The organism is Mesorhizobium sp. WSM3862 (genome assembly GCF_002294985.1).
In the GTDB taxonomy this organism is placed as follows: domain Bacteria; phylum Pseudomonadota; class Alphaproteobacteria; order Rhizobiales; family Rhizobiaceae; genus Mesorhizobium.
The window spans coordinates 199,492-223,926 of sequence record NZ_NSGE01000002.1 but is presented as its reverse complement, the minus strand read 5'-3'; the positions used below and the strand labels follow the sequence as shown (position 1 = coordinate 223,926).

Sequence of the window (24,435 nt, the reverse complement as noted above, 5' to 3'; positions counted from 1 at the left end):
TCGGCCAACTCCACACGACCGATCGTTTTAGTCGACCGCCGACCGACGGCTGCTCCTTGGCTGCCGCTCCTGAGGGGTGCTCGCGGGCGTTAACGAGGCCGGGCTTCTGCACCACTCTTGAGAAACTTTTGCTTCCCCGCCGCTTCGCCAATCTGCGCGTCGCCTGTGCAGCCGTCCGCTAATCGGACGCAGATCTCGAGGCTCCTTGGGCCCTCACCGTGGCCTTCTTCGAGGGCGGGAAGCCGCTGAGGCCCGCTACGCCGGCGACGGCTAAGAAACCCTGACCTACAAGAAGGCAAACCGCATGTGCGTCGACTTTCGCTTCGGCGCCTTGGCCTCCCTCACACTCGGTGGTTGACTCACGGGGCAACCCGGTCGAGAAAAGCATCGAATGCGGCAGCAACAGAGCGAATCGCAAAGCGATGTTGCCGCGATACGCGGACAAAACCCTTTTCGCAGTCCACAATTCCGTCCTTGGTAAGCATCGCCAAGCGTTCAGCTGATTCGAGAAAATGGATCGGATCAGACCCGTGGGCGGCACAGATTGCCGGCACATCGGCCTCGAGATCGCACATTAGTCGCTCGATGATTGCGGCTCGCGCGCGGTCTTCGTCGGTAAGACGGTAACCCTTTGACGTCGCCAGACGGCCAGCTGCGATGTGCCGGCTGTAGGAATCCCGTGTTACCTCGTTCTGGACGTAACCCTCGCCGACACGCCCGATAGCCGACGCCCCGAAACCGATCACGCTTTTGCAGGTGTCGGCCGAGTAACCCAGCGAGTTGCGCCGCAGGCGACCGGTTTTCTGTGCCAGGGCGAGATCGTCGTCCGGCAAGGCGAAATGGTCGAGCCCGATCTCTCGGTAGCCGGCGGCAATCAGCGTAACAGCAATGGCCGCATCCTGTTCGGCGCGGGCAGCGCTGCCTGGAAGAGATGCCTCCTCGATGAGGCGCTGATTCTTAATAAAGGACGGAATGTGCGAGTAGCCGAACGCCGCAAGCCGGTTGGGGCGCATGGCGACCGCCGCTCTCGTGGTCTCGACGCAAGATTGCACCGTTTGATGCGGAAGACCAAAGATGAGGTCGAAGTTGATGCTTCCCACTCCATGCCGACGCAGCATTTCGACGGCAGCCGCCGTTTGCGCCTCACTTCGGACCCGGTTAATCGCTTTTTGAACAATGGGATCGAAGCTCTGCACGCCGAGGCTCGCGCGGTTCACGCCTGCTGCTTCCAAGGCTTCGGCCATCTGGGCCGTGAACGTGCGTGGGTCGATCTCGACGGCGATCGTAGCCGTTTTCGCGAGCGCGAAATGGCGGCGCAGGAACTCCATCAGGGCGAGGAACTCTACTGGCCCCATGAGAGTTGGCGTTCCGCCGCCAAAATGCACATCGCTGACGGGCAGCGCCTGCGGCGCGTGCTCCGAGACCAAACGTATCTCGTCACGCAGCGCCGCCAGATAATCGAAGATCGGCGCATCATGGCGAGTGATGGCGGTGGGAAAGCCGCAAAACCAGCACTTTGATCGGCAGAACGGAACGTGCAAGTAGAGTGACGCGGGATCGTCAGCCGGTAGGTTCCTGAGCCATTCCTCATAAGCCTCGGCGCCGACCGCCCCAGAGAACTCCGAGACAGTCGGATAGATGGTGTACCAAGGCAGGCGGGCCTCGCGATCTTTTGTGGTCTGCAATAGTTACCGTCCCATGTTGATGCCTTTCATCCTTACCGCTGCGCTCTCCTGAGTCTTTGCGCTATATCAGGCCGTTCCGCTTTCGGTCTGTTTCGCAGCGCTGGACAGCGATGGAGGACGCGCTAATCAGCGACAAGCGCCATGGGTTTCCCGTCGAGAGTATCGCGCACACCGTTTGGGGCTACTATCTTATCCCCTTCCCTTTCAGCGTCCGCCTGGGCGAGGAGATGCTGCTGGAAGGCGGCATGCCGCATCCGACTAGTCGGATGCGGGCTCGGCCAGTAATCCCAGCTTCGATATCGACCGGATCGGCGGCGACTCCAATGCAACCTTGGCGTCCGGAGACCTCGACGCCTGACCGCCGCCGGCCTGACCGCGCTCGCCGCGCGGGATGCTTCGGACAAGCAGACCACGTCGGTCAAGGCGCCCTTCAAGTCGTTCGACCATCTCTCTATCTCGCCCAATCTCGTGCTGTGCGGCGGTTAATGGTCGTCCGCTCGACCGAATCTTCGAGCGGTTCCTGGAAGCGTCCGATCATCGCCCGATCCTCTTGCGACTGGCCGGGGGTACCGGCGAGCGTTACGCCCAGAACGAGGTTACACGGGATGCCTACAGCCGGCACATCGCAGCTGGCCGCCTGGCAAAGTCAAAGGGCTACCGTCTCACCGACGAAGACCACGCGCGAGCCGCAATCATCGAGCCGCTGACGTGCCGGCAATCTGTGCCGCCCACGGGTTTGATCCGATCCGTTTTCTTAGTTCAGCTAAACGCTCGGCGATCCTGGCCCGAGGACGGGATATTGGACATCGGAGGGTTTTATCCGCGTGCGGCAGGAGCATCGGTGATTAGCGCCATTGCTGCGTATTCGATGCTCCTCGACCGGGTTTGCCCGTAGGCACAGTCAAGCAGCGTGAGGGGCGGCCAAAGGGATAACCAGTCGTTGCTAACCGGCATGCTCCACCAAAGCGGTGCGCGCTTGCGCCGGTTGAAGGGCTTGGAGTTTTCCCAATGGTGCGAGCGTTGCGACGTATGAAAGCTTCCCAATCATTCGACGGTGACTGATTTCGCCAGGTTGCGTGGCTGGTCGAGATCTGTGCCCACGCAGACTGCCGTGTGATAGGCAAGAAGCTGTATCGGCAGCGAGAAGATCATCGGCGCGACAATCTCGTCGGTGGCCGGCAGCACGATCGTGTGCATCGTATCGAGTTTCGATGCGGCTGCCCCTTTGCCATCGGTGATGAGGATAATGCGCCCTCCGCGGGCTGCCACTTCCTGCATGTTGGAGAGGGTCTTGTCGAAAAAGCGATCATGTGGCGCGATGACGATCACTGGCATGTTCGAGTCTATCAATGCAATAGGACCGTGCTTCAATTCACCTGCCGCATAGCCCTCGGCGTGGATGTAGGAAATCTCCTTGAGCTTCAGCGCACCTTCCATCGCCAGTGGGAAATTTGTGCCGCGGCCGAGGTACAGGACATGATGACACTTTGACAGTTCGCGCGACAGAAGCTCAATCTCCGGCTGGATGCGGTTCAGCACCTGCCTCATGAGGCGCGGCATTTCCGTGAGGCTCCCGACGAACGCCTGCGCCTCATCTTCGGTCACGGTCCCGCGGACCTTGGCTGCGTGGATGGCGAGTGCTGCAAGTACGGCAAGCTGGCAGGTGAAGGCCTTGGTGGAGGCGACACCGATCTCCGGGCCGGCAAGGATCGGGAAGACCACATCGGCCTCCCGAGCGATGGTTGATTCGCGCGCATTCACGACGGCGCCAATTTTCAGCCCAAGCTGCTTGCAGTACCTCAGCGATGCCAGCGTATCGGCGGTTTCGCCCGACTGTGAAATGAAAAGAGCCGCAGACTGCGGCGACAGCGGGATCTCGCGATAGCGGAATTCGGATGCAACATCTATTTCGACGGGCAGGCGCGCATAGCGCTCGAACCAGTATTTTCCGATCAGTCCCGCGAGATACGCGGTGCCGCAGGCAGAGATCGCCAAGCTCGGGATCCTGGCGAAGTCGATGCCAAATACCGCATCGGCGCCATTTTCTATGAGATTGGTATACTGACCGAGCGCATCGGCGATGACCTCGGGCTGCTCGAGAATTTCCTTCTCCATGAAGTGGCGATGGTTGCCCTTGTTGGCCAGAGTGGCCGCAGCCATGGAGGTCTGGCGCGGACGCGCGACGGGGAGGCCGTCGTTATCAAAGATGTCGGCGCCCGTCCTGCTGACAACGGCCCAGTCGCCGTCGACGAGATAGGTGATTTGATTCGTGAATGGAGCAAGCGCGATCGCGTCGGAACCCAGGAACATCTCGCCGTCGCCATGACCGATCGCCAGCGGGGGTCCATTGCGCGCCGCAATGATGGTCGACGGATCATCTTCAAAGAGGATGGCAAGCGCGTAGGCACCCCTGACGCTTTTCAGCATGGCATGCACCGCCTCACCGCGCCCCATGCCCGCCCGGCGGTGTCCTGCCAAGAGATGCGCAAGGACCTCAGTGTCGGTGTCGGTTTGGAACTCGGTTCCCGTCGCCGCCAATTCGTCCTTCAGTTCGGCGAAATTCTCGATGATGCCGTTATGGACGACGGCCACACCGTCCGTGAAGTGCGGGTGTGCATTGCGTTCCGTCGGTGGCCCATGGGTTGCCCAGCGGGTGTGGGCGATGCCGATGGTGCCACTCAGTGGCTCTTCCTTCAGTCTCGTCTCGAGATTGACGAGCTTGCCCTCGGCGCGCCGGCGGTGCAAGGTGCCCTCGGTGATCGTCGCAATGCCGGCCGAATCATAGCCGCGGTATTCAAGACGCTTCAACGCGTCGACCAGGCGCTCCGACACCGGCTGTTGCCCAACGATGCCAACAATCCCGCACATTTTCTTCTCCGAATTCTTCCCGGCAGCCGACGCAGACGAGGACGAACACGCGCCCGGCGCGCTCAGTTAGAATCTTCTAATGAAATCCAGTAAGATCAGTAAAATTGATTTTTAGGATAGCTATCATCCACGCTATGGATGAATAAACCCCGGCCGCTGCGGGTGATGGCGCTGTTCAACCTGCGACCGCTCTTGCGGCTGTGCCTTCTTGAGCAGGGATTGCTAAATTCGACGCGTCGCTCCCGTACTGCGAGAATCCGCCTATACTGGACCGCTGAAAATCTCAGAAAGTGGCAGTTTAATGAACCAGTGAACTGCAATATTGGCTGCAGTCAGGGAAGCGATCGGGACCGGTCGCGCCGTTCTTGGTGATGGAGTTGCCTGGATGTTTGAGGGTCCCATCATCGACGTCGAATTGAGAATATTGCATCGGGATTTAGAGCCGTGAGCGTCCACGTCGATGCCACTTCTGACGCGAGTGGAACGCTCGACACAATGATGAACGGAGTGGCAGTCAACAATGGCGCGACGACATTTGCGTCACCTGCGTTGGAGACCGTGCGGGACGACGCATTGGCGGAGGCGACGAATGCCCTGGTCGGAAGATTGAATGCCTCGAAGCAGAATTGCGAGCCAAGAAATTGCCATAGCCCCCGGATGACCTTTCCGGTCGACGGATCAATGGCCGTGGCAATCCAGTGCGATCGATCCGATCGAGATTATCAAGGGCTGAGAGAATGAATGTCGATCTCCATCAGTTGCTCATCGTCTTTGCTGCATATGTCATTGCCGCAGGGAGCCCCGGCCCGAGCAACATGCGCATCATGGGGGTTGCCATGTCGCGCGGCAGGGGTGCCGCGCTCATACTCGCCTCTGGCGTCGTCAGCGGCTCGATCTTCTGGGGTTTTATGGCCTCGACCGGCATCTCCGCCCTCTTGGCCAGGTACGCCCAGGCACTGCTCGTCCTGCAGGTTTTCGGGGGCCTTTACTTGCTATTCCTCGCCTTCAGGGCGGGACGGTCGGCGCTTACGTCGAACGAGAAGCTGGCGGTGCGCGCGTCGACCGACGAAGTCGCTTTTTCACGGGGTGAGCTCTATGGAAGGGGCCTCTTGATGCATTTGGCGAACCCAAAATCCGTGCTCGCATGGATCGCGCTCGTCACACTGGGGATCGGCCCGAATTCGTCGTGGCAGACCATGGCGGCCATATTGGGTGGCTGCGCCGTCCTAAGTGTCACGATATTCTGCGGCTACGCCATTGTCTTCTCCACACCGCCGATGGTGGCTCTGTATCGCCGCTGTCGCCGTTGGATCGAAAGTCTGCTGGCAATGTTCTTCGTGTTCGCCGGGCTGCGCATGCTGCTTTCCCCTATGTAGTTTCGAAAGGAATGGATGATGACTTTGTTTCGCGGCTTGTCGGCGTTCCCCCTCACGCCAACCGATGCGAAAGGGCATGTCGACACCGAGGCATTGGCTCGTTTTCTCGAGCGTATTCAACGAGCGGGAGCAGACTCCATCGGCCTTTTGGGGAGCACGGGCGGTTATGCTTACCTCACGAGGGAAGAGCGCAAGCGTGCCGTTCAGGCTGCCGTGGAATGCATCGGCGGCAAAACGCCTCTTGTCGTGGGGGTGGGTGCATTGCGTACCGACGAAGCTCAGGCTCTGGCGCGCGATGCAAAATCCGCTGGCGCTGACGGCCTGCTCCTGGCACCCATGTCCTACGTTCCCCTGAATGAGGATGAAGTCTTCCAGCACTTCGTCGCGGTTGCCGAGGCGGGGGAACTGCCTTTGTGCATATACAACAATCCAAGCACCACGCGCTTCACATTCAGCGACGCATTGATCGCCCGGCTGTCAGAGGTGTCCAACATCGTCGCCGTGAAAATGCCTCTGGCAGCGAATGAGGATTACACGGGAGAACTGGCACGCTTGCGGTCGATGACACCTGACACGTTCACAATCGGATACAGCGGCGATTGGGGCGCGGCGGATGCTCTGCTCGCCGGATGTGACACCTGGTACAGCGTTGCGGCAGGTCTGCTGGCGGTCCCGGCGCTTGCGCTGACGCGTGCGGCGCAGTCCGGCGACGCGGCGGAGTCCACTCGGTTGAACCGCGCTTTCGAGCCGCTCTGGACCTTGTTCAAGCACTACGGCAGCTTCCGCGTTATGTTCGTCATCGCTGAATACCTCGGTCTGGCGCACGTCGAGCCACCGCGCCCTATTTTGCCGTTGCCGGACAACGCCGGAGATGACATTAGGCAGGCACTGGAGAAGCTAGAGAGAGCCGAGCACACAGCATGCCAGTGCAACTGCTAGATTAGGCAGCCGGCGCGCTGGCGTTCCACGCACCGTTCGAGATGGAAGCCAAGCGGCGCAGAATTGGATCGCTGCTCAACACCGCCTTTGACCACGTGCGGACTACGCCGGCATTAACCGGCGGGCAGATGCGCCGAGGGCAACAAGCGCGCCTGACGCAACGCCGCCAGATCAGCCGAGCCGGTGCAGAAGCAGGCGACTGCCAGCTGGCGGATGACGATCTCGAAATGCGCGACAACCGCCTCGGTGGACACCGCCGCCGCGGGCAGCACGCCGGCCGCCTGGCCGGCGAAGTCCGCGCCCAGGCGGATGGCCTTGGCCACGTCGCCGCCGTCTCGGATACCGCCCGACGCGATCAACTTCACCGTTGGCAGCGCCCGACGTACCGCCTGCACGCCGGCCGGGGTCGGAATCCCCCAGTCGGTGAACGCCATCGCCACTGCACGGTCCGCGGCATCGCGGGCCCGCTCGCCCTCCACCGCGGCCCAACTGGTGCCGCCGGCGCCGGCGACATCGATCACCGCCACGCCCGCCTCGACGAGCGCAGAGGCCACCGAGGCGGACAGGCCCGACCCCACTTCCTTGGCCACGATCGGCACGCCCACGCTGCGCGCGGCACGAGCGATCTGCGCCAGGACGCCGCGCCAGTCGCGGTCGCCCTCCGGCTGTACCGCTTCCTGCAGCGGATTGAGATGGACAATCAGTCCATCGGCCTCCAACGCATCTACCGCCCGGCGCGCCAAGTCTAGGCCGTCGGCTTCGCGCAGTTGCGCGGCGCCGATATTGGCCAACAGGGGGATGTCTGGGGCTAGGCGCCGCAGCGCGCGCGTCAGCCCCTGGGAGTTGCGGGATTGCAGGCTCACGCGCTGCGAACCGACGCACATCGCGATCCCCAAGGCTTGAGCTGCCTCGCTCAGATGCCGGTTGATGGCCTCGGCGCGCCGCGTGCCGCCGGTCATGGAGCTGATCAGCAGCGGCGCGCGCATGGTCTTGCTTAGCAGCGAGGCGCGCAGGTCGATCTGCGTCAGGTCCAACTCGGGCAATGCGCAGTGTTCGAAACGGATATACTCCCAGCCGGCGGCGACCGTGGCCGGCGCCGTTCGCCGATCCAGCACGATGCCAAGATGGTCGTCCTTGCGCCGGCTCAGGGCGGTGTCGTTCATGCTCGCTCCATCGGTCGCATCGGGCGACGGCGTTGCGTCGGATCGGACTGACGGCAGCGCGCGCACGTCGCCGCCTCCCGCGCCTCCAGGCCGGCCCACGCTGGCCTCCCCCGCAGTGTCCCTGCGGTAGCGGCTGGCCGAGGTCTGGTAGTACTGCGTGCGGATGGCTGCCATGGCCTCGATCAACGGTCCCCACGGCGCGGGAAAGCGTGCTTCCGCCATCACTCGGTGCAGCATGCGCGTATGGCCGGCCAGCTCGTCGTTGAGGAACTTCACCACAGGCATAGCCGGATAGCGCTGCAGCAGCAGAATCGCCGCGTTGTCGGCCTCGCCGGCAGACCTGTCCTTGTCGCGTCCATGCAGATCGTTCTGCAGGCGCCCTATCGCGGAGATGAGCCGCAGGACCTGGCGAAACGCCGGACGCGCGCGCAAAGTCGCCATGTCCAGCCCCCACAACAACGACAGGCAACACAACACGTTCCTGTAGGCGATCGAAACGACGCCGTTGTGCAGGTACTCGGCGTAGGACCAGCGCTCCGCCCCTGCTGCCTGCGCGTCTCCGGCGCGCAGCGCCGCGCAGTAGCACCGGGTATCGTCGAGAAGCTGAGCATAGTCGCGACGATCGTAGGCGAGCGCGGCCAGCGAAGCGCTTAGCACAGCGCAGCCCTCGAATCCGGGGAGCGCGCACGGTACGCCCTGCCCCAGCGCCTGCTCCACCGCGGCGAGCTGCTCCGGCGCGATCAGCCCAAGGTCATTGCAATCGTCGAGCCAAAACAGCAGCGCCAGTTCGCGATAGAACGTCACGATCAGCGTTTCATCCTGCGGATCGCGGCCAGTGCGGGCGCTGGTTTCGCGCAGGCTCTGGTCGATGCGCTGCAGGATGTACTGGCCGCCCCTGACCGCTTCCACGGCATGCTCGTCGGCGAACCCGGTCAGGGAACGCCCCCACTCCAGCACCTGCTGCAGCGCGCGTTCCGTCTGGGTCATGGCGCCGCTCCTGCTCCCTCGGCCAGCACGCGCTGCCCCCAACCAAGCGCCAGCCACAACCCGGCGAGTTCGGCCACGCGCACCACCCGGGTGGGGCAATACAGTTCTTTGCCGATCCACAGCGGCACCTGCCGCAATGCATGCGCCGTATAGCGGGCGAGCATCCACTCCAGCGCACGCGCCACGGCCTGCGCGATGCGTCGGCGCCCTATCGGCTCTTCGCTTCCGTCCATCACGTGCAACGCGAACAGCGCATAGGCGGTTTCCTCGAATGTGGACGCGCGACCGGCGCCCCAGCCGCCGTCGTCGCGCTGCGCCTGCAGCAGCGCCGCCAGCGCGCGCTCGTCCCGCCAGTGGGGGTTGCCTTGCGCCAGCGCAGCGACCGCATGCGCGGTGGGATACAGCCAAGAAACATGCCATTTTTCGTTGTCCCATAGACCGTGCGGGTTGCGATTGGCCTCGACGTAGGCGCTGGCGCCGGCGGCGGGCTTGCCCGACAGTCGCAACGCATGAAGGGCATGGATGTTGGTCGAGACCGAAGCATTGCGCTCGCCGGGGAAGGTCACGAATAGCTCGCCGATTTCGAAATGGCGCAACGTATCGACCGCCGGGTCGCGGCCTGCAAGGCGCAGGACGCACAACGCAACGGCGGTGTCGTCCGCATCGGCCGCGAACTGCAGGGCCGGGCCCAGACCGCGCACGCCCAGGCGGGCCTCGAGCTGCGCGACCATCACGCGCACCATCTCAGCGAGCGCGGGGTGCGCGAACAGCCCGGCCAGATGCAGGGTATACAGCGACCAGCATGGCTCGAACACATTGATCGGCCAGACGTTGGGAACGACACCTTCGATGCCGCTGCGCGTCGCCCGCGATGCCGTTTGCAGATACGCGTCGGCGCGCCCGACCTGCGGCGTGCTCCCTTGTCTCACGGCCTGCGCACGCCACGCGGCGGTGGCCGCCGGACTGATGCCGATGCTGCCGTCAGCATCCGGGAATGCGGTGGTCGGCGACGTCCCCCAGCCTTCCCAGGAGTGCAGCAACGGATGGCCGCTCGGCAACGTCGCCACCGCCCCCAGCTTGACCAGGCACGCTTGCCGCAACGGCAACAGCGCCTGGTGGCGCGGAAACGCCACGCCGCCCAGCAGGGATGAAGCCTCGCCGCATAACTGCGGCAGAATCAGCTCCGCGCCGATCGGCGCGTCTTCCGGCACCGCATCCGCGTAGGGATCCGGCTGGCGCTCGAGGAATCGGGTTGCAGCCTGGACTGCGTCGGCAGCGCCGGGAATAGGATCGGCACGTTGCAGTGCCAGCAACGCCGCCCACGTGGGCGCATGGCGGAACAGCGGGAAGTCCGCGTTTCCCCATCCGCCATCGGCCTGTTGCTGCGCGATGAGCCACGCGTAGGCGTCCTGCCGACCGGTGACGTTGCCGTGGAAATGCAGAGCTCGCGCCGTGTCGTATACGGACGGACCGACGGCGCCGCCGTCGCTCATCTCGCTCAGCAGGTGGCGCAGTTCGGAAAGGACCTGTTCGGACAGGGCGTTCACGCGGGATGTTCCTTCGGCAGACGGTTGACGAGAATCAGGATCGGGCAGACGCCGCGCGCCTCGCTGCAGGCCGTCGCGTCGCGGCCCGGCGCATGTGCAACGCCGGGCGGCCGGCCTGCTGCGGCGCGGCGACGCGCCCCGATGCTGGCGCCGGTCGACCGCATAGGCTTGCGCGTAGCGCGCCCGTGCGCCGCGGCCGTGCTGGGAAACCGCTTGATCGGCGCCGCGGACTCGGACACAGGCAGCATGCACCACTGCCGCCGGCCGATCGCAGCGGCACAGGGGCGACTCCATCCGGACGGGCGCGCTCATGCGCACGGCGCGTGCTTGACCAGATACGCCTTGGCCCGCTGCAGCATCTGCGCCAACCGTTCCGCACGCGGCCCCAGCGGGGCGATGGCCTCCCCAGCGTCGCGCAACAGATCCAGCGCGAACTGGCGCGCTGCCTGCAGCCCCATGATCGACGCGCAGGTCGGCTTCTGCGCCGCCGCGTCCTTGCCGGGGGTCTTGCCCAGCGTCGCGGCATCCGCTGTCGCGTCGAGAATGTCGTCGACCACCTGCAACGCGAGGCCGAAACAGGCGCTGTAGCGATCGAGCGCATAGTACAGCGCAGCGTGCGCGGTATCCTCCGCGATGGCGCATAGCGCGCCCATGCGAACGGACGCGCGTACTAGCGCTCCGCTCTTCATCCTGTGCATCGCCACGATCCTGTCCAGCTCGACGTGCTTTCCGACCAGCGACAGATCCATGGCCTGCCCGCCTGCGGCACCCTCGGCGGATACCGCCTGCGCCAGTTCGCGCACGAGCGCTATACGGTTGTTGCCCGGCGCATCCAGGCTCGCCAGGGTCAGGAAGGCGTGCGCCTGCAGCGCATCGCCGACCAGGATCGCAGTGGCTTCGCCGAACTTGACGTGCACGGTCGGAAGGCCGCGCCGAAGCACGTCGTCGTCCATCGCGGGCAGGTCGTCGTGGACCAGGGTACAGGCGTGCATCATCTCGAGGGCGGCGCCGACGTCGTCGAGCATGTGCGCCGGCGTGTCGGCCAGTGCGCCGGCAGCCTCACAGAGCAAGGCGCGGGTGCGCTTCCCGCCGTGCAAGGTGGCGTAGCGCATCGCCGCCATCAGCTCGGTCTCACTGTTATCTTCGGAGCAGAGAAGACGCGCCAGCGCCTGTTCGACCCGCTTTGCGCCATCCTGCATCCAGATTTCCGGCAGCAGCCTGCCGGATGCGCCGCGAGCCTGCGCGCCCAATCCGCCGAGCGCGGAAACGCCCGCTCGGTCGTCGTGTTGCGTGGAATCGGGCTGCATGTTGTTCATAGTCCTTGTACCTGACACGGCCACTGCGAGCGTCGAGCCGCCGCAGTGTTGCCGACGCTGAGCGCTTGCGCCGAGTGCAGCAATGCTGCGCGTCGCCGGCGCCGCTGCCTCGCCACAGGGGGCATGCGATACCAGCTCATGAGAATCGGATGCGGACTGTCATGGATGGATGTGCGGTCGGGTAATAGCGCCGGCCTTTTTCGACGCCGTTCAGCAACCGCGGCCTCACCCCGGCCGCGTGCATGGTCAGCGCCAACGCGATGCAGAACTGCACCATTTCCAGCCATACCAAGTGGTAGCCGATGCAGACGTGTGGGCCGGTACCGAACTGCAGCATGTCCACGGGCCGGATCGGCTCCGTGCGTTCAAGCCACCGCGCCAGGCGGAACTGATCAGGCGCCTCGTGCAGCAGCGCCGAGGTCGAGAAATGCAGCAGCGGGATGCACAGATGGGTGCCCACGGGAATGCGCCGTTGGCCGAGCTGCAATTCCTGCAGCGCGCGACGCGGCAGGAGCGTGGTCGCTGGATGCAGTCGCAGCGTCTCGCGGAACAGCGCCTCGGCGACCGGACACTGCGCCAGGTCCGCGTGCCGGGTCGGCACCGCGCCTACGCGTTGCGCTTCCTCGACGAGGGCGTCCCACAGCACAGGCTGCCGCGCCAGCTCGATCACCATCCATGCCATCGTCGAGGCGGTGGTGTCGTGACCGGCGAGCAGCAGCAAGCGGATGTTGGCGACCAGTACGTCATCGGAGAGCGCATCGTCGCTGCGATCGAAGGCGCTCACCATGTCGTTGATCAACCCGGTGCGCGCGGCATTCGCGCGCGCGTCGCGGACGAACTGGTGCAACTGCGCGTCGATCCAGTCGCGGGCGACTCGGCCGCGCCGCAAGGGCAGTCCGGGCAGATCGAGGGGAGGCGCGACGATCAACTGCAGCAGTTGCCGGTACTTGCGTTGCCATCTCGGCAGGTCCCGCGCGGGGATTCCCATGAGGCTGAAGATGAGCTTGAGCATCAGGTCGCCGGTTTCGCGCAAGATGGTTACGTCGCCGCGGTCGCGCCACGCCTGCACCCGCGCTCGGATGACGGGCGCGAACAGGTCGCCGATGCCGGCCTGGGTCAGCCCCTTCGGCAGGAACGCCGCCTTGATCGCATCGCGCGCCTGCCGGTGCGCGCCGCCGTCCTGGGCGACCAAGGTTCCGCCAAGCAATTCGGGCGCGATCTCTTCGATCAGCGCCGAGGACACGTCCTTGTGTCGGAGCAGCGCGAACGCATCCGGATCCACGCAGGTCATCAGGTGGCCGGCAGGGCCGAAATCCAGCCAGAAGTGGCTGCCCAGCGTCCGTTCCGCGCGCCGCAGCAGGCGCGGCAGGTCGCAGACGATGGCGGGAAGATGCCCGATCAGCGGGAAAGCGCCGGGCATGACCGGGATGTCATGCCGCAGCCGGCGCCGACGGTCCAGGGGGTTGAGCAGCATGTCCATCAGCAGTGCTGCTCCGCGGCCGCTTTGGCGATGCCGCCGGCAGGCCGCGCGGCGGGGCTGTTGCCTCCGTCGGCGTATGTCGGCACATGCGCCAGCATGCCGCCGTCGATGCACACGACCTGCCCGGTAATGAATGCAGCATCGTCGGAGAGCAGGAAAGCCACCAGCGCGGCCACGTCCTCGGGGCGGCCGACACGCGGCAGCAGCTGGTGCCGGCGCAGATGCCGTTGCATGCATTCGTCCAGCTTGGCGAGGAGACGCTCGGTCATGATGAGACCCGGCGCAACGGAGTTGCAGCGGATCTGCGCATGACCGTACTGCGTGGCGAGCGAGGCCGACAACATGTTCAGCGCCGCCTTCGACGCGGCGTAAGACGTCTGCGCGTTGTCACCGCTGAGCCCCTGGCACGACGACATGTTGACGATCGCGCCACCGCCGCGGGCGATCATCAGTGGGATGGCCTGTTGGCAGCAGAGCAGCGTGCCGCGCAGATTGGTCGCCATGGTCTGATCCCAGACCGCCAGGTCCAGGTCGAGGATCGCGCAGTCGCGCGGGGTCAGATGCATGGCGCTCGCGTTGTTCACCAGCAGGTCGACCCCACCGAAGTGCCGCTCCGCCGTCTCGAACAGCGCTACCACCGCCTGCGCATCGGCGATGTCTATGGCCAGGGCCAGCGTGTGGTCTGCTTCGGCCGCGATCTGCGTGGTGCAGGCGATGGCCGCCGAGGCATCAATGTCGGCCACCACCACTCTGCCGCCCTCGCGCGCGATGGCGAGGGCGCATGCCTTGCCGATGCCGGCCCCGGCGCCGGTCACGACCGCCACCTTGCCTTCAAACCGTCCCATCGTGTCCTCCTGGATTGCGTTGGTCTTTCGCGGCATGCCGCTCGGCCTCCACCCGAGAAGGCGCAGGGTCGGCGCTGGCGAGCTCCTCATCGCCAGCGTCGCTTTCGATGACCAGAATGGCGGCGACTGGGCACTGGCTGGCTGCGAGTCGCACAGCGGCGCGCAGCGCCTGCGGAATCGTCGCCACGCACAGTTCGGCCACTCCGTCCGGTTCGCGCTGGCGAAAGGTGCCGGGCAGCGTCAGCGCACACTGCCCGGTGGTTCCGCACAGGTCCTGGTCGACCACGACGCGCATCTCAGCCCCCCTGCGCTTGCAGCCGCACCGGCAGCGCGCGGAACGTCCTAAGGAACGCGGAGGGCTCCCGGGTCGGCTGCTCGGCCAATGCCAGCGTGGGGAAGCGCGCCTGGATCCGCGGCAAGCTCTCGGCCAACTGCACCCGGGCCAGTTGCGCACCGAGGCAGAAGTGGATGCCGTGGCCGAAGCTCAGCATGATCTTCCCGTCGCTCGACATGCCAGGACTCGTGCCGTAGAACCGCGCGGGATCGAAGCGGTCGGGATCAGCGAAGGCGTCCGGGTCGCGATTGCCGGCCGCGATCAGCACGCGCACGTCCGCGTTCTTCGGGATTACCACGCCGCGCAGTTCGATGTCGTGCTGAGCGATACGCGGAATGGAACTAAACATGGCGGGCGCATCGCAGCGCAGGACTTCTTCGACGAATGCCTTCACGTCCGCGGCGTCCCCCTGCAGCCAGTGCCGCTGTTCGGGAAACGCCAGCATCGCCAGGACCGCATGGTCGATGGTCGCGGCAGTGGTGGCGAAGCCGCCCAGCAGCATGCCCCACAGCATGCTGATCAACTCCGCATCCGACAGCGTGTCGGCATCGTCGTCGTGTGCGCCGACCAGCATCGACACGATGTCGTGGCGGGGATCGGTGCGTTTGCGCTGTGTGAGGTCGCCGAAGTAGGCCTGCACCCTGGCGCTGGCCGCGTCCGCTGCGGCCAGCTGGGGATCGCTGGCGTGCGGGCTCAGGCCCTCCAGAATGGCGCCGATGCCGGCGGCGAGCTCGAACATGTCGCCTTGGGGCATACCGAACAGTTCGGCGAAGACCAGCATGGGCAAGGCCAGCGCGAATTCCCGATGCAGGTCCACCGCCTCCCCGCGCTCCAGCGCGGGTGCCATGCCGTCCAGGCGCGCTGCGACGATGCGCGCGATGCTCGGCCGCAGGTTGTCGATCTCGCGCATGGTGAAATCGCGCGAGATCAGCCGGCGCAGACGCGTATGCGTCGGTGGTTCCTTCATCGCTAGCGTGGACGCCAGCAGACTGAGCGAAAGGCTGGTCGCCGCGCGCGGGAAATAGCGCGCCAGTTCGCCCGGAGCCGGTCCCCGAAACGCATCGCCCGTGGCCTTGAGCACCCAGTAGATGTCGGCGTGGCGGCTCAACAGAAAGAGGCCCGACGCCGCGCGATGCACCGGATCGTGCTCGCGCAACCACCGCATGAATGGAAACGGGTCGTTGATGCACGCTGGCGACGCCAGTTCGGCAAAGGCGTCCCGGCATGCTGCCATGGTTTCTTGCACGTCCATCTTGGTTACCTGTTGGCTGGAGATCTGACCTGCGCGCGCCAGGGGCGCCGGCAAGTTGCGGTAGAAGCTCGCGGTTCCGGCGGCGTCCGTGAATCACCAGAGCACCGGGAACTCCTCGAACCCGCCAGTGATGATCTCCTTGCGCAACTTCAGCGCTTCGGGCGCCACGGCCAGGCGCAGCGCGGGAAAGCGCTGGAAGATCGAACCGAAGACCACCTTGAGTTCCAGCCTGGCCAGCGCCATGCCGATGCAGTAGTGCGGCCCGTGCGAGAACGTCAGGTGCGGATTTTCGTCGCGTCCGATATCGAAGATTTCCGGGTCGTCGAAATGGCGCGGATCGAACGATGTCGCCGGCAGGCCGACGAGCACCTTGCTCTCCGCGGGGATATGCACGCCCGCGATAGTCACGTCGGTCCTCGGATAGCGCATGATGCCGTCCCAGCCCGCGCCCGGCGGGTACATGCGCAGGATTTCCTCCACCGCCTTGTCCACCAGGGATGGATCGCCGACCAGGCGTTCGCGCTGTTTCGGATGGCGGAACATGGCCAGCAGGCCGAATTCGATCTGCGCGACGGTGCTCTCGTGCCCAGCCACCAGCATGCCCGCCGCCAGGCCGATCGCCTCTTCCTCGGTCGCCTTGCCCTGGTCGACCGCCGCGAGCAGATCCGTCAGCAGGTTGTCGCCCGGATCCTGGCGCTTGTCCCACATCCTGTCGCGAATGTAGGCGCGCAGTTCTTCCCAGGCCAGCCGAGACGCGCTGCGCGGACCGCTTTCATGCTGGTGCGTCATCACCTCGTCGGACAGCCCGGCGAAAAAGGCGTGATCCTCATACAGCACGCCAATCAGCGCGCTGATGACCATGGCCGGAAGCGGAAAGGAGAAGTGGCGCCTGAGGTCGGCGGGCTGGGGCTGGACAGCTAACGTCTCGAACAACTGTGCGGCGATCGCCTCGACCTGCTGCGCGAGCAGCTTCACCCTGCGGTTGCTGAAGGCCGGCGCCACGATCGTGCGTAACCGGTCGTGCTCGCCCCCCTCGTGCGAGACCAGCCACCCCGGCGAACCGAGAATCACCGAATCCGGGGTGAATGACGCCGGCGGCATTCCCGCGGGCCGGAACGCCGCGTCGGACAGCGCCGCCTTGGCCTCGTCGTAGCCTGTCACCCACCAGCCTTCGTGCCCGGACGGGAAGCGCACGCGGTGGATCGGACCGTTGGCGCGTAGCGCCAGCATCTCGGGCGAGGGCTCGATGTGATCGACGCGCCACATCGGCAGTGTCGGCAAGGGGTGTTCGGACATGGTGGCACTTCACTCTCTAAGCGATGGAAGGGCGGAAGGCGCTGCGGGGATCGAATGACGTAGGACGGCATATAGACGTCCTCCGCGGCGTAGCCGGCTCGATTATCAAGATTGGCCAACGTATAACTTTCCAGGCATACCACGCGGGGCGAGATGCAGAACTTTATCCTGCGCCTTTGAAGTCAGGATTGAGCGAGTGTGGTGGGCCGGCCTTTGAGCCGCAGCCGGCCATCAAGATTTCCTGCGCAAGGGTCGACAAGGGCGGCGCCTGTTTGGGTACGGGGCGGTCTTGCCGCGGCGGCCTTGCCATAGAAAGCTATCTGATGCGGATTTGACATTTGTTTTTCTTTCTTCGTTCCATCGATCGCGGTGTCATCCACGAAATGAAGGTCGGTCGGCGGCTCCCGGCTCACAACGAAGGAGCTTCAAAACTCGTGCCAATTTGGCCGACCCAGCAAAATAAGAAAGTTGTGATTGCTTTTCAGCGGATTGGCGTGTGGCCAGACAAGAGCTCGGCGAAAAAGACCGGTGTCGTGGACCCAACAAAAGCGACAGAACAGTGTCGGATAGTATACGATCGTCAGACGCCAGACCGGCGACACACCCGCAAACGCGCCATCCTCCCACTTCCCCGTCATTGAAGCCTGACCGGCACATCAGGGCACCAGCGATTGCTGATGTTGGCGCTCAAATCATGTGGGGCGGCGCGGAAGAACCACCGGGATTCGATGGTCAGCGGCGCAGATTTCCGGAGCTTTTGATCCACTACCATCGCTCGGATGCGGATCTACCGTCCGCTGCCTTCGGGCGCCTGGAGGCGCGGCTGTAGCGCAAAAAGCACCCCACGTACGCACCCCGTAGGCCTCTTTCTGAGTCGCGTCAGCCTCCGTTCCTGGGCGTACTGAGCGGCATGACAGCGGCCGGTCCCGACCGACCTTCATGACACAGAAAAAACTTTGCAACACAACCAACTCTTGTCGTCGTTTAGCCGCGCTTTTGAAAGGCCATCAACACTTCAGACTTCGCCCGAGCCGGACGACATCGGCGTCGTTTCGGTGACAACGGCTGATCAAAGACGAAGCCCACGATGCACTTGGCTTGCTCGCATCCTTGGGCTGATTCTCGAAAAGTGGCTGCGGTGAACGCCCGAAGTCTTTGATCGGCTATTCAACGGCCGCCGACGTCGTGGCTTGCAGAGAGACGGACTGGCTCGGCCATCCAGTCGCGGTCGAACCAGCTGAGCTTGGGAAGGCCCAGCCCCAGACTCCTTGCGATGGAAATGGCGAAATCAGGTACGACCGGGTATGCCGCGACAGAGAGTCCGACGAGCGCGAAGGTCACAGCGCGGGCCGCAGTCCGGGCAAGCGCCTCCTTCACCTTCGGCGCAGCCGGAACTTGCAGCACTGAACATGAATAGCGGTCAATTGCGTCGACGAACGCCTCGATTGCGCGTGTCAGCTGACGTACGTCCGGGTAATCCGCTTCGAACCGCGCCCGCACTTCCGCGTTGAAGCGTCTGCAGTCCGCGAGGAACGCAATGTCGGTGGCTGACCACTGGCCAGGACACGGGAGCTCGTCTGTCGCGACCCGCCCGATGACCTCGTTAGCCTTCGCGACCGATCTCGACAGCCGTCCGTCCCAGAAGTCCCGTTTCCAGCTCTCGTAGGCCCCCATGGAGAAGTCCTCGACAGAACCGTCCGGACGACAGCGACACAAGTAGAAGCGAAGCGGCCCGGCAGTTTCTTCCGCAGCGATGTCGTTCACCCAGATTGCGTGATTTCGTGATGTTGAGAACTTCTTCCCCTCAAGCGTGAGCATCTGGTTGACGAAAATCCGTCGGGGGAGCATCTCATGGAGATCAAGCGCCGAAAGTACCCCGGGAATAACCAGCAGACGTCCGAAGGCGTTGTCCGCCCCGAAGAGAATGTCCAGCTCCGGCATCTCGTCCCGTGGGATTTGATACCAGAAGGCGGGGCATCCGATCTTTTCCCTTATCGTTTCTAAGGCGAGCAAGTGCCGAGGCACGTGTTCCATGGTGATGGTAAACCGCTGGCATTCAAATCCAGGGATTGGAATCCGAATTCCCTCCCGGTTTGGGTTTGAGATGCAGACTGCCGGAAGCCCCCGGGACAGCCAGGACTCGACATAGAGCTTGGCGTAAATGGGCAGGAAGTTCCGCGAGGCGAAGGATTCCAGTGCGTCATGCAATGGAGCGAGGTTCAGGAAAAGGCGCTTCAGGGGACGATGTTCCAGCGAGCGCCCGTCGAGATCGACCGGATCCTGGAGTTCGGCATCGAGGACCAGCGCGCCGCAATCCTCGCATTCGTGACCGGAGGAATAGCCGCCGCAATAGGGACATTTGCCGTGGACGAAGGCGTCCACCTTGAAGCGCCCACTTTGGACGTCATACGGGACCAAATGCTCTCTTTCAGCGATCAGGCCCTTGCTGCAAAGTCGCTCGAAGACCTCGAGAACGACCGCCTTGCCGCGGCGGTCAGGCTTTGTCCCAAGGAAAATATCCGAATCTGCATTGAGCCGATGCAGAGTCTCCTGGAAAGCAGCCGTGTTTTTCTCGGCCAACTGATAGTATTCCAGTCCAGCAGCGTCGGCCGCAATTGCAATATGCTCAAGGTGACCGTGCGTGCCCTGCAGCACGAAAACCTCTCGGCCGCTGGTCTCAGCAATTCGGCGCAACACATCCGCGTGGAGGAACGGACCTGAGGCATGACCTATATGCATGTTCCCATTCGGGGTAAGCATTGCGGGCACCAGCAGCAGCGGTCTGCTCTTTCCTATCGCTTCATTCGTGGAAGTCGCCTCTTCGAAGGCTGCACGGCTGTGCCACCACACCGTCTGCATGACTGCACCGCTGTCCAAAGCCTCAATCCTGTGCCTGCTCAGCGGGTCTAGCCTAATGCTCTCTCCGCCAAGCAGCAGGAACGTCTTTTCGTCTAGATGTATTCGAACGCCGCCAGAGATCACCGTCCAAAATTCGACTTCCGTATGGTTGTGACGGCAAGTGGTCGCGCCTGGACTGAACTTCAACAGTCGGACGGAAACGTCGCCCCCTTCCGGGAAGGGATCATGCATGACGATGCCCCCTTCGATCGAGATGGGGACCCGGCGTGTGTCATTTTTTAGATCTATTACTTGGGGACAGATCATTTCGTTTCCACTCTCAAATTTCGCGTTGAGCCATGCCGCTAGCAAGGTCTCCGGGCAACCTTGAGCAGATTGAAGCACGTGCCGGTCTTGCAGCGCCTTCGCCACCACCGCAGCCCGTTCGGCGAGACCCCCGAATGGGGCAACTCAGCGAAGTTCAGCGAGTAACAACGACACTTGGAGCATCGAACCCTCGAAAGCGGTGCCCGGGTGCCATTCTGCGCTGTCGCGGCGCTCAAAAAGTTCCAGCGAATCCAGAACTGAGGACCCCCCGCTCCTTAAGGCAGATCAGCAGTGCCAGGTTTGCTGGTCCGCTCCCCCCGAGTAGTGTCTTTCGTCTTCGCATGACCGGCTCCCAAAATCGTGCTTGTTTCCAACAGCCCGCTCGCGCGCTCGGCTAGGACAGCGATCCGGCTTCTCCTCAGTTGCTCGAGGGCGATCGCGGCGACATCGGCGAGCGCGGCTTTGCCGGGGTGTATGGGACCCCGCAACTGTTGACGCGTGACGCATTCCACGGCTGCGGCCACCGGAACTGCGGTGGCGATAGCCATGCTTGAGATGCCTCGCTCCTGAAGCTCGGAGCGCAGGATGCACGTCCAGCGGCCAACCCGCCCTTGGCGATCCTCAATGGCGATGACAAGGACGACCTGGTCGCCATCGTCATTTGGGCTCTGGCGACATAAAAGCGCCTCCGTGACCTCCTTGACCTGCAGGCGCACGCTCCCGATTTCGATCTCCTCGTCGGACAGCAGCCCGAGGCGATGCAACATCCGAACGCCATCGGCAAAGCCGGGCCACCGCACAGTCAATTGTCGAAGCGTTGAAATGCTAGGATGAGCCTCTGCAGCCGTCGACGAAACCATTGCGTCATCGTATGCTTCGAGAAGCCCGATACCATCCACGAACAGCTGAGATACGCTTTCAAATCGATTTCGCGTTACGGCCTGGCCATCGATTCGAGCCAACGCGAGCCTCTGCTCTATGGGCAGCCGACGCCCAAAGGCGAGAGCATAGTTCAGCGGAGGCTCCGGAATTCTGGGAATCCCTCCGCAATGAGTTACTATGCTCTCTATGTCCCTTATTTCAGCCGCAACCAGCGAGACTAAAGATTCAACCATTCCTGGTTCGAGACCCGCTCCCAAGACTACGGGCGGACCGTTAGGCGGTACCGGGAGAATGTCAGGATCCCCGGGGCTAGGCCTGCCGACGCAAATAATAGGGGTGTGTAGACCTGCCTCGTGCGTTTGATGCAAAAGCTTGCCTACCAAAACTCGGGAATCTCTCCAAGACGTCGCCATGATCAGCGATCGGGCTTGAACCAAGAGAGCGGATGGACCCAACGACACGTCGAAGCGAACGTTTTCGAGATTGCCCAGAAGTCGTTGCGCCATAGCAAGCGCAGAATGGCTCCTGTCAATCACGACAACGAAAGAGTCCGGCTGGTCCGCAAGTTGCAGCGCCACTGCCCGACCGACCGGCCCGGCTCCGACGATGACGTGTGATCTCCCGTGCATTGTGCCCTACTTCAGCCTTTAGAGCCAACTACGGTCGGGGTCCGCTTGCGCCGGATGATGCGATAGCCAAGGAGAGCGATAGCCGTTTGCAGCAGAGCCAAGCCGGCAATCAACAGCGTCAGCGTGTCGTATCCCAGCTGGACTGAGACGAGCCCGGCGGCGAAAGGGAAGAAATACAGGCCAAGAAAATAGCAAAGGCTGAAAACGATCTGCACCAAAGTCCGGGACTGCGGCGCAGTCACGCGGACGGCTTCTGCCTGCATCAGAGGATAGGATAGCCCATAAGTTATGCCGGTCGCCAGCGATGCCATTGCATAAATGACGGGGTGGCCTGGGGAGTAGTGAAAGCCGAGAAGCGAAACCACCGTCCCGCCCAGGAGTAGCGGCAAGGTGCGGTCGGCCGCACTGCGGGTTATGTGCGGACCAATTGCAAATCTGGAGCCGACTACTCCTATGGCCCAAAAACCAAAGAATATTTCGTACGGAAGACCTGCATTATTGGCAAAAAGAGCCTGGAAGTTTATCAAGCAAGTGTAAATGCTTGCGGACAACAGTACAAGAACAAAAAACAGAGCAGGTTTGCTGAAGAGCAGATTGAGAAGGTCGCGCCCAAGCGAGGTGTTATTCGGAATATCTGCTTCGCGGATGTTCGCTGCACGTTGCGCTGCCCACGATGACAATGCTGACCCTGCCGTCGCCGCGAGCATTGCCAGAACGAACATATCCAGCGTGCCCAAGCCGGCGAACCGGGTAAGGAGGCTGCTCAGCAGCGGTCCGCAGGTTAACCCTAAGGTGGAGAAAGCAGAGTAGGCCATGAAGCTCGATGGCCGGTCTGCATCGCTTGAAAGGGCGGAAATGCATATGGAGCCCATAGTGAAGTGCAGCGCCCATCCGCCTGATTGCAGCATGTAGCTGAGGAAGTAGGGGAATGTCGCGCGCACCCCCGACAATTCGTTCAAGAGTATGGTCACGCAGGCTGCTGCATAGAGAAGCCCGCCGATGGGTGCGAGCCTCCGCACGCTAAACTGGCGTGTCAGCGTAGGACTGATCAAAACTATTAATATAGCTGCCGCCATGCCTGCTGCTGAGATCGAACCAAAAAAGATCTCGTCGCGCCCAACCGACAACAGGTAGACTGGAAACAGCGCAAAAACGCCCATCGCAAAGGAAATCAGAAATCGTTCAGCAATGAACATGCGCCTGTACAACAGAAGGCGCGTATTATTTACTGAGATGCTGTGGGCGTTCATTTTTGTTATGCCGTAAAGTTGTAATTAGCGTCAGTTATGAAGAAAATAGATTATATATCCAAATACTATGACTGGTCGTTTTGGCGCGACCATTGTCATGGTCGAAGGAATACGTTGCGTTCGATCGAGAGCGTGAAGCATTGCGGTCCTGGGGCTGTTCATCGCGGCTACCCGTGACGCGAGTTATGGCCGGCAGCTGTTGCCCGCCCGCCAAAGAAGGCTCTCAAGAGTCATGCCAGCTTGCTTGATTGAGCTGAAGAAGGAACTTTATGGTTGCTTTTCAGTCGATTAACCCGAAGCAAAGCAAGAGATCGACTGACAATGGGCATATCGCGAACTCGACAAACCCGACAAAAGATGTCGGCTCGCCTTGTTGAGACTGCTCCGCTTTGGCTTCGCCGGTGCCCCGTCCGCTGCGCCATCAACGACCGGCTCACCTCGACGCGCCCCACAGATAGATGCCTCCTGTGGGTACATTGGGAGGCCATCGGCGTATTTCAAAACGGCGATATAGGCGAGCAGCCGCTCCGTCGGCAGGCCGCTTTCGATGATGTGGGCCGGCGCCAGTGCCTGGACCATGCCCTCGCGGCCCACGGAAGGCGTATTGGGACAGCGCATGACGATGACCGGGAAATTCGGCGGCACGAGGTCCAGCCGTTCAGAGCGTTTCCTCACGGATCAGACCTGTTTCCAAGTCCTCGCATTCGGCAGTGTGTTCGAGGCGGGCAGCAAAGCCCTTGCCATCTCGATTACCCCTTCGCCGGTGGCGCGGATGCTTCGGGCGCTGCTGCGGCGAGCCGGTGTCGTGTTCGGCCGCCGCCATGTCGCGACGCTGATGAAGCGCATGGGGATTTCTGCGATCTATCGGCGCCCGAACACGAGCAGGCCAACTGGGGGCCACAAGATCTACCCGTATCTGTTGTGCGGGATGACGATCGACGCCCGAACCATGTCTGGGCGCTGGACATCAGCTACAGTCGACGACGGCCGCCAGATAGACGAAGCCGGGCCGCATCGGGATGGCCAGACATCGTTTCGGCTGTGCTGCCTGCGGCGTTCCTGAACACGAGTTAAGTTGATAACGCCCAGCTGACATCAGAGCCGCAGGTCTCAACGCGTTTATATGCAGACAACGTGACATCGCCTCTGCGGGCCTTGGCCGCGACTCCTCGGGAGCGGATCCCATTCTCATTTTGTAATCGCCGGCTTTTCCGGTTGGTACGAGCGTTGCAGAGCTATTTGCGAGAACATTTCGCCTAATGTGTGGGACCGCATGAATTGCTGCAAAAAGCTGCCTGACATCGGCCGCCGTCAATTTCTAAAGGGGGGGGCGAACGTTTGCCTATGCAGGAATGGCCGTAGCTGTCGCACTGCCTGCGCAGACTCAGACAAGGTCTGCAGTGGGGCTGACACTCATCGAA

16 protein-coding genes and 4 pseudogenes are annotated in these 24,435 nt (G+C 62.9%); 4 read left to right on the top strand and 16 right to left on the bottom strand.

What is annotated here, in order from left to right; all coding sequences use genetic code 11:
* Positions 1-359 precede the first annotated feature (359 nt).
* Entirely contained in the window at positions 360-1,685 is a 1,326-nt protein-coding gene (gene hemN / locus CK224_RS05380; RefSeq protein WP_095781049.1) for an oxygen-independent coproporphyrinogen III oxidase, read from the bottom strand.
* Positions 1,686-2,256: 571 nt separating this feature from the next.
* Here hemN and CK224_RS31865 point away from each other — a divergent pair.
* Positions 2,257-2,530, top strand: a pseudogene (locus CK224_RS31865) (coproporphyrinogen III oxidase); the annotation flags it as partial.
* A 199-nt stretch (positions 2,531-2,729) separates the two neighbouring features.
* Here the strand turns inward: CK224_RS31865 and glmS are convergent.
* Complete coding sequence (gene glmS, locus CK224_RS05365) at positions 2,730-4,553, bottom strand: glutamine--fructose-6-phosphate transaminase (isomerizing) (RefSeq protein ID WP_095781048.1); 1,824 nt, start codon at positions 4,551-4,553, stop codon at positions 2,730-2,732.
* 737 nt (positions 4,554-5,290) lie between these two features.
* Here glmS and CK224_RS05360 point away from each other — a divergent pair.
* Complete coding sequence (locus CK224_RS05360; protein WP_095781047.1) at positions 5,291-5,929, top strand: LysE family translocator; 639 nt, start codon at positions 5,291-5,293, stop codon at positions 5,927-5,929.
* An 18-nt stretch (positions 5,930-5,947) separates the two neighbouring features.
* The gene (locus CK224_RS05355) at positions 5,948-6,868 is read left to right on the top strand and encodes a dihydrodipicolinate synthase family protein (protein WP_095781444.1); all 921 of its coding nucleotides are present in this window, start codon (positions 5,948-5,950) and stop codon (positions 6,866-6,868) included.
* Positions 6,869-6,981: 113 nt separating this feature from the next.
* Here the strand turns inward: CK224_RS05355 and fni are convergent, their stop codons facing one another.
* The 14 genes and pseudogenes from fni to CK224_RS31860 all read right to left on the bottom strand — a co-directional run.
* Positions 6,982-8,031 carry a type 2 isopentenyl-diphosphate Delta-isomerase gene (gene fni / locus CK224_RS05350; RefSeq protein WP_095781046.1) on the bottom strand — a complete coding sequence of 350 codons (1,050 nt, stop codon included), beginning with the start codon at positions 8,029-8,031 and terminating at the stop codon, positions 6,982-6,984.
* An 88-nt stretch (positions 8,032-8,119) separates the two neighbouring features.
* Positions 8,120-9,018 (bottom strand): annotated as a pseudogene (locus CK224_RS05345) (hypothetical protein); the annotation flags it as partial.
* A complete protein-coding gene (locus tag CK224_RS05340) occupies positions 9,015-10,565 on the bottom strand; it encodes a hypothetical protein (RefSeq protein ID WP_095781045.1) in 1,551 nt (516 codons plus the stop codon). The pseudogene CK224_RS05345 and the gene CK224_RS05340, both read right to left, overlap by 4 nt.
* Positions 10,562-10,804 carry a hypothetical protein gene (locus tag CK224_RS31185; RefSeq protein ID WP_176477860.1) on the bottom strand — a complete coding sequence of 81 codons (243 nt, stop codon included), beginning with the start codon at positions 10,802-10,804 and terminating at the stop codon, positions 10,562-10,564. Before CK224_RS31185 ends, CK224_RS05340 begins: the two co-directional genes overlap by 4 nt.
* A 69-nt stretch (positions 10,805-10,873) precedes the next feature.
* On the bottom strand, positions 10,874-11,881 hold the full coding sequence (locus tag CK224_RS05330) for a polyprenyl synthetase family protein (protein ID WP_176477859.1): 1,008 nt from the start codon (positions 11,879-11,881) through the stop codon (positions 10,874-10,876).
* Between the two features lie 136 nt (positions 11,882-12,017).
* The gene (locus tag CK224_RS05325; protein WP_095781043.1) at positions 12,018-13,361 is read right to left on the bottom strand and encodes a cytochrome P450; all 1,344 of its coding nucleotides are present in this window, start codon (positions 13,359-13,361) and stop codon (positions 12,018-12,020) included.
* Complete coding sequence (locus CK224_RS05320) at positions 13,361-14,206, bottom strand: SDR family oxidoreductase (RefSeq protein ID WP_095781042.1); 846 nt, start codon at positions 14,204-14,206, stop codon at positions 13,361-13,363. Before CK224_RS05320 ends, CK224_RS05325 begins: the two co-directional genes overlap by 1 nt.
* Positions 14,193-14,501 (bottom strand): ferredoxin, encoded by a 309-nt coding sequence (locus CK224_RS05315; RefSeq protein WP_095781041.1) that lies wholly within the window; start codon positions 14,499-14,501, stop codon positions 14,193-14,195. The genes CK224_RS05320 and CK224_RS05315 overlap by 14 nt, the downstream gene beginning before the upstream one ends.
* A gap of 1 nt (position 14,502) precedes the next feature.
* Complete coding sequence (locus CK224_RS05310; RefSeq protein WP_095781040.1) at positions 14,503-15,792, bottom strand: cytochrome P450; 1,290 nt, start codon at positions 15,790-15,792, stop codon at positions 14,503-14,505.
* Between the two features lie 93 nt (positions 15,793-15,885).
* The gene (locus CK224_RS05305; RefSeq protein WP_095781039.1) at positions 15,886-17,088 is read right to left on the bottom strand and encodes a cytochrome P450; all 1,203 of its coding nucleotides are present in this window, start codon (positions 17,086-17,088) and stop codon (positions 15,886-15,888) included.
* Positions 17,089-18,255: 1,167 nt separating this feature from the next.
* A complete protein-coding gene (locus tag CK224_RS05300) occupies positions 18,256-20,358 on the bottom strand; it encodes a class I tRNA ligase family protein (RefSeq protein ID WP_141245782.1) in 2,103 nt (700 codons plus the stop codon).
* Positions 20,359-20,528: 170 nt separating this feature from the next.
* A complete protein-coding gene (locus CK224_RS05295) occupies positions 20,529-21,548 on the bottom strand; it encodes a saccharopine dehydrogenase C-terminal domain-containing protein (protein ID WP_280952255.1) in 1,020 nt (339 codons plus the stop codon).
* Positions 21,549-21,775: 227 nt separating this feature from the next.
* A complete protein-coding gene (locus CK224_RS05290) occupies positions 21,776-23,014 on the bottom strand; it encodes an MFS transporter (protein WP_095781036.1) in 1,239 nt (412 codons plus the stop codon).
* Positions 23,015-23,427: 413 nt separating this feature from the next.
* Positions 23,428-23,696, bottom strand: a pseudogene (locus CK224_RS31860) (transposase); the annotation flags it as partial.
* A 59-nt stretch (positions 23,697-23,755) separates the two neighbouring features.
* On the opposite strand from CK224_RS31860, the pseudogene CK224_RS05280 reads away from it, so the two are divergent.
* Positions 23,756-23,989: pseudogene (locus CK224_RS05280) on the top strand (IS3 family transposase); the annotation flags it as partial.
* Positions 23,990-24,435: the final 446 nt, after the last annotated feature.

Bases quoted from the DNA above. Each gene is read 5' to 3' on its own strand.
- CK224_RS05360 (WP_095781047.1), top strand. From the start codon at position 5,291: ATGAATGTCGATCTCCATCAGTTGCTCATCGTCTTTGCTGCATATGTC.
- CK224_RS05290 (WP_095781036.1), bottom strand. From the start codon at position 23,014: ATGAACGCCCACAGCATCTCAGTAAATAATACGCGCCTTCTGTTGTAC.
- CK224_RS05310 (WP_095781040.1), bottom strand. From the start codon at position 15,792: ATGGACGTGCAAGAAACCATGGCAGCATGCCGGGACGCCTTTGCCGAA.
- CK224_RS05305 (WP_095781039.1), bottom strand. From the start codon at position 17,088: ATGTCCGAACACCCCTTGCCGACACTGCCGATGTGGCGCGTCGATCAC.
- CK224_RS05330 (WP_176477859.1), bottom strand. From the start codon at position 11,881: ATGAACAACATGCAGCCCGATTCCACGCAACACGACGACCGAGCGGGC.
- CK224_RS05355 (WP_095781444.1), top strand. From the start codon at position 5,948: ATGACTTTGTTTCGCGGCTTGTCGGCGTTCCCCCTCACGCCAACCGAT.
- fni (WP_095781046.1), bottom strand. From the start codon at position 8,031: ATGAACGACACCGCCCTGAGCCGGCGCAAGGACGACCATCTTGGCATC.
- CK224_RS05320 (WP_095781042.1), bottom strand. From the start codon at position 14,206: ATGGGACGGTTTGAAGGCAAGGTGGCGGTCGTGACCGGCGCCGGGGCC.
- CK224_RS05325 (WP_095781043.1), bottom strand. From the start codon at position 13,361: ATGGACATGCTGCTCAACCCCCTGGACCGTCGGCGCCGGCTGCGGCAT.
- glmS (WP_095781048.1), bottom strand. From the start codon at position 4,553: ATGTGCGGGATTGTTGGCATCGTTGGGCAACAGCCGGTGTCGGAGCGC.
- CK224_RS05295 (WP_280952255.1), bottom strand. From the start codon at position 21,548: ATGGCGACGTCTTGGAGAGATTCCCGAGTTTTGGTAGGCAAGCTTTTG.
- CK224_RS05315 (WP_095781041.1), bottom strand. From the start codon at position 14,501: ATGCGCGTCGTGGTCGACCAGGACCTGTGCGGAACCACCGGGCAGTGT.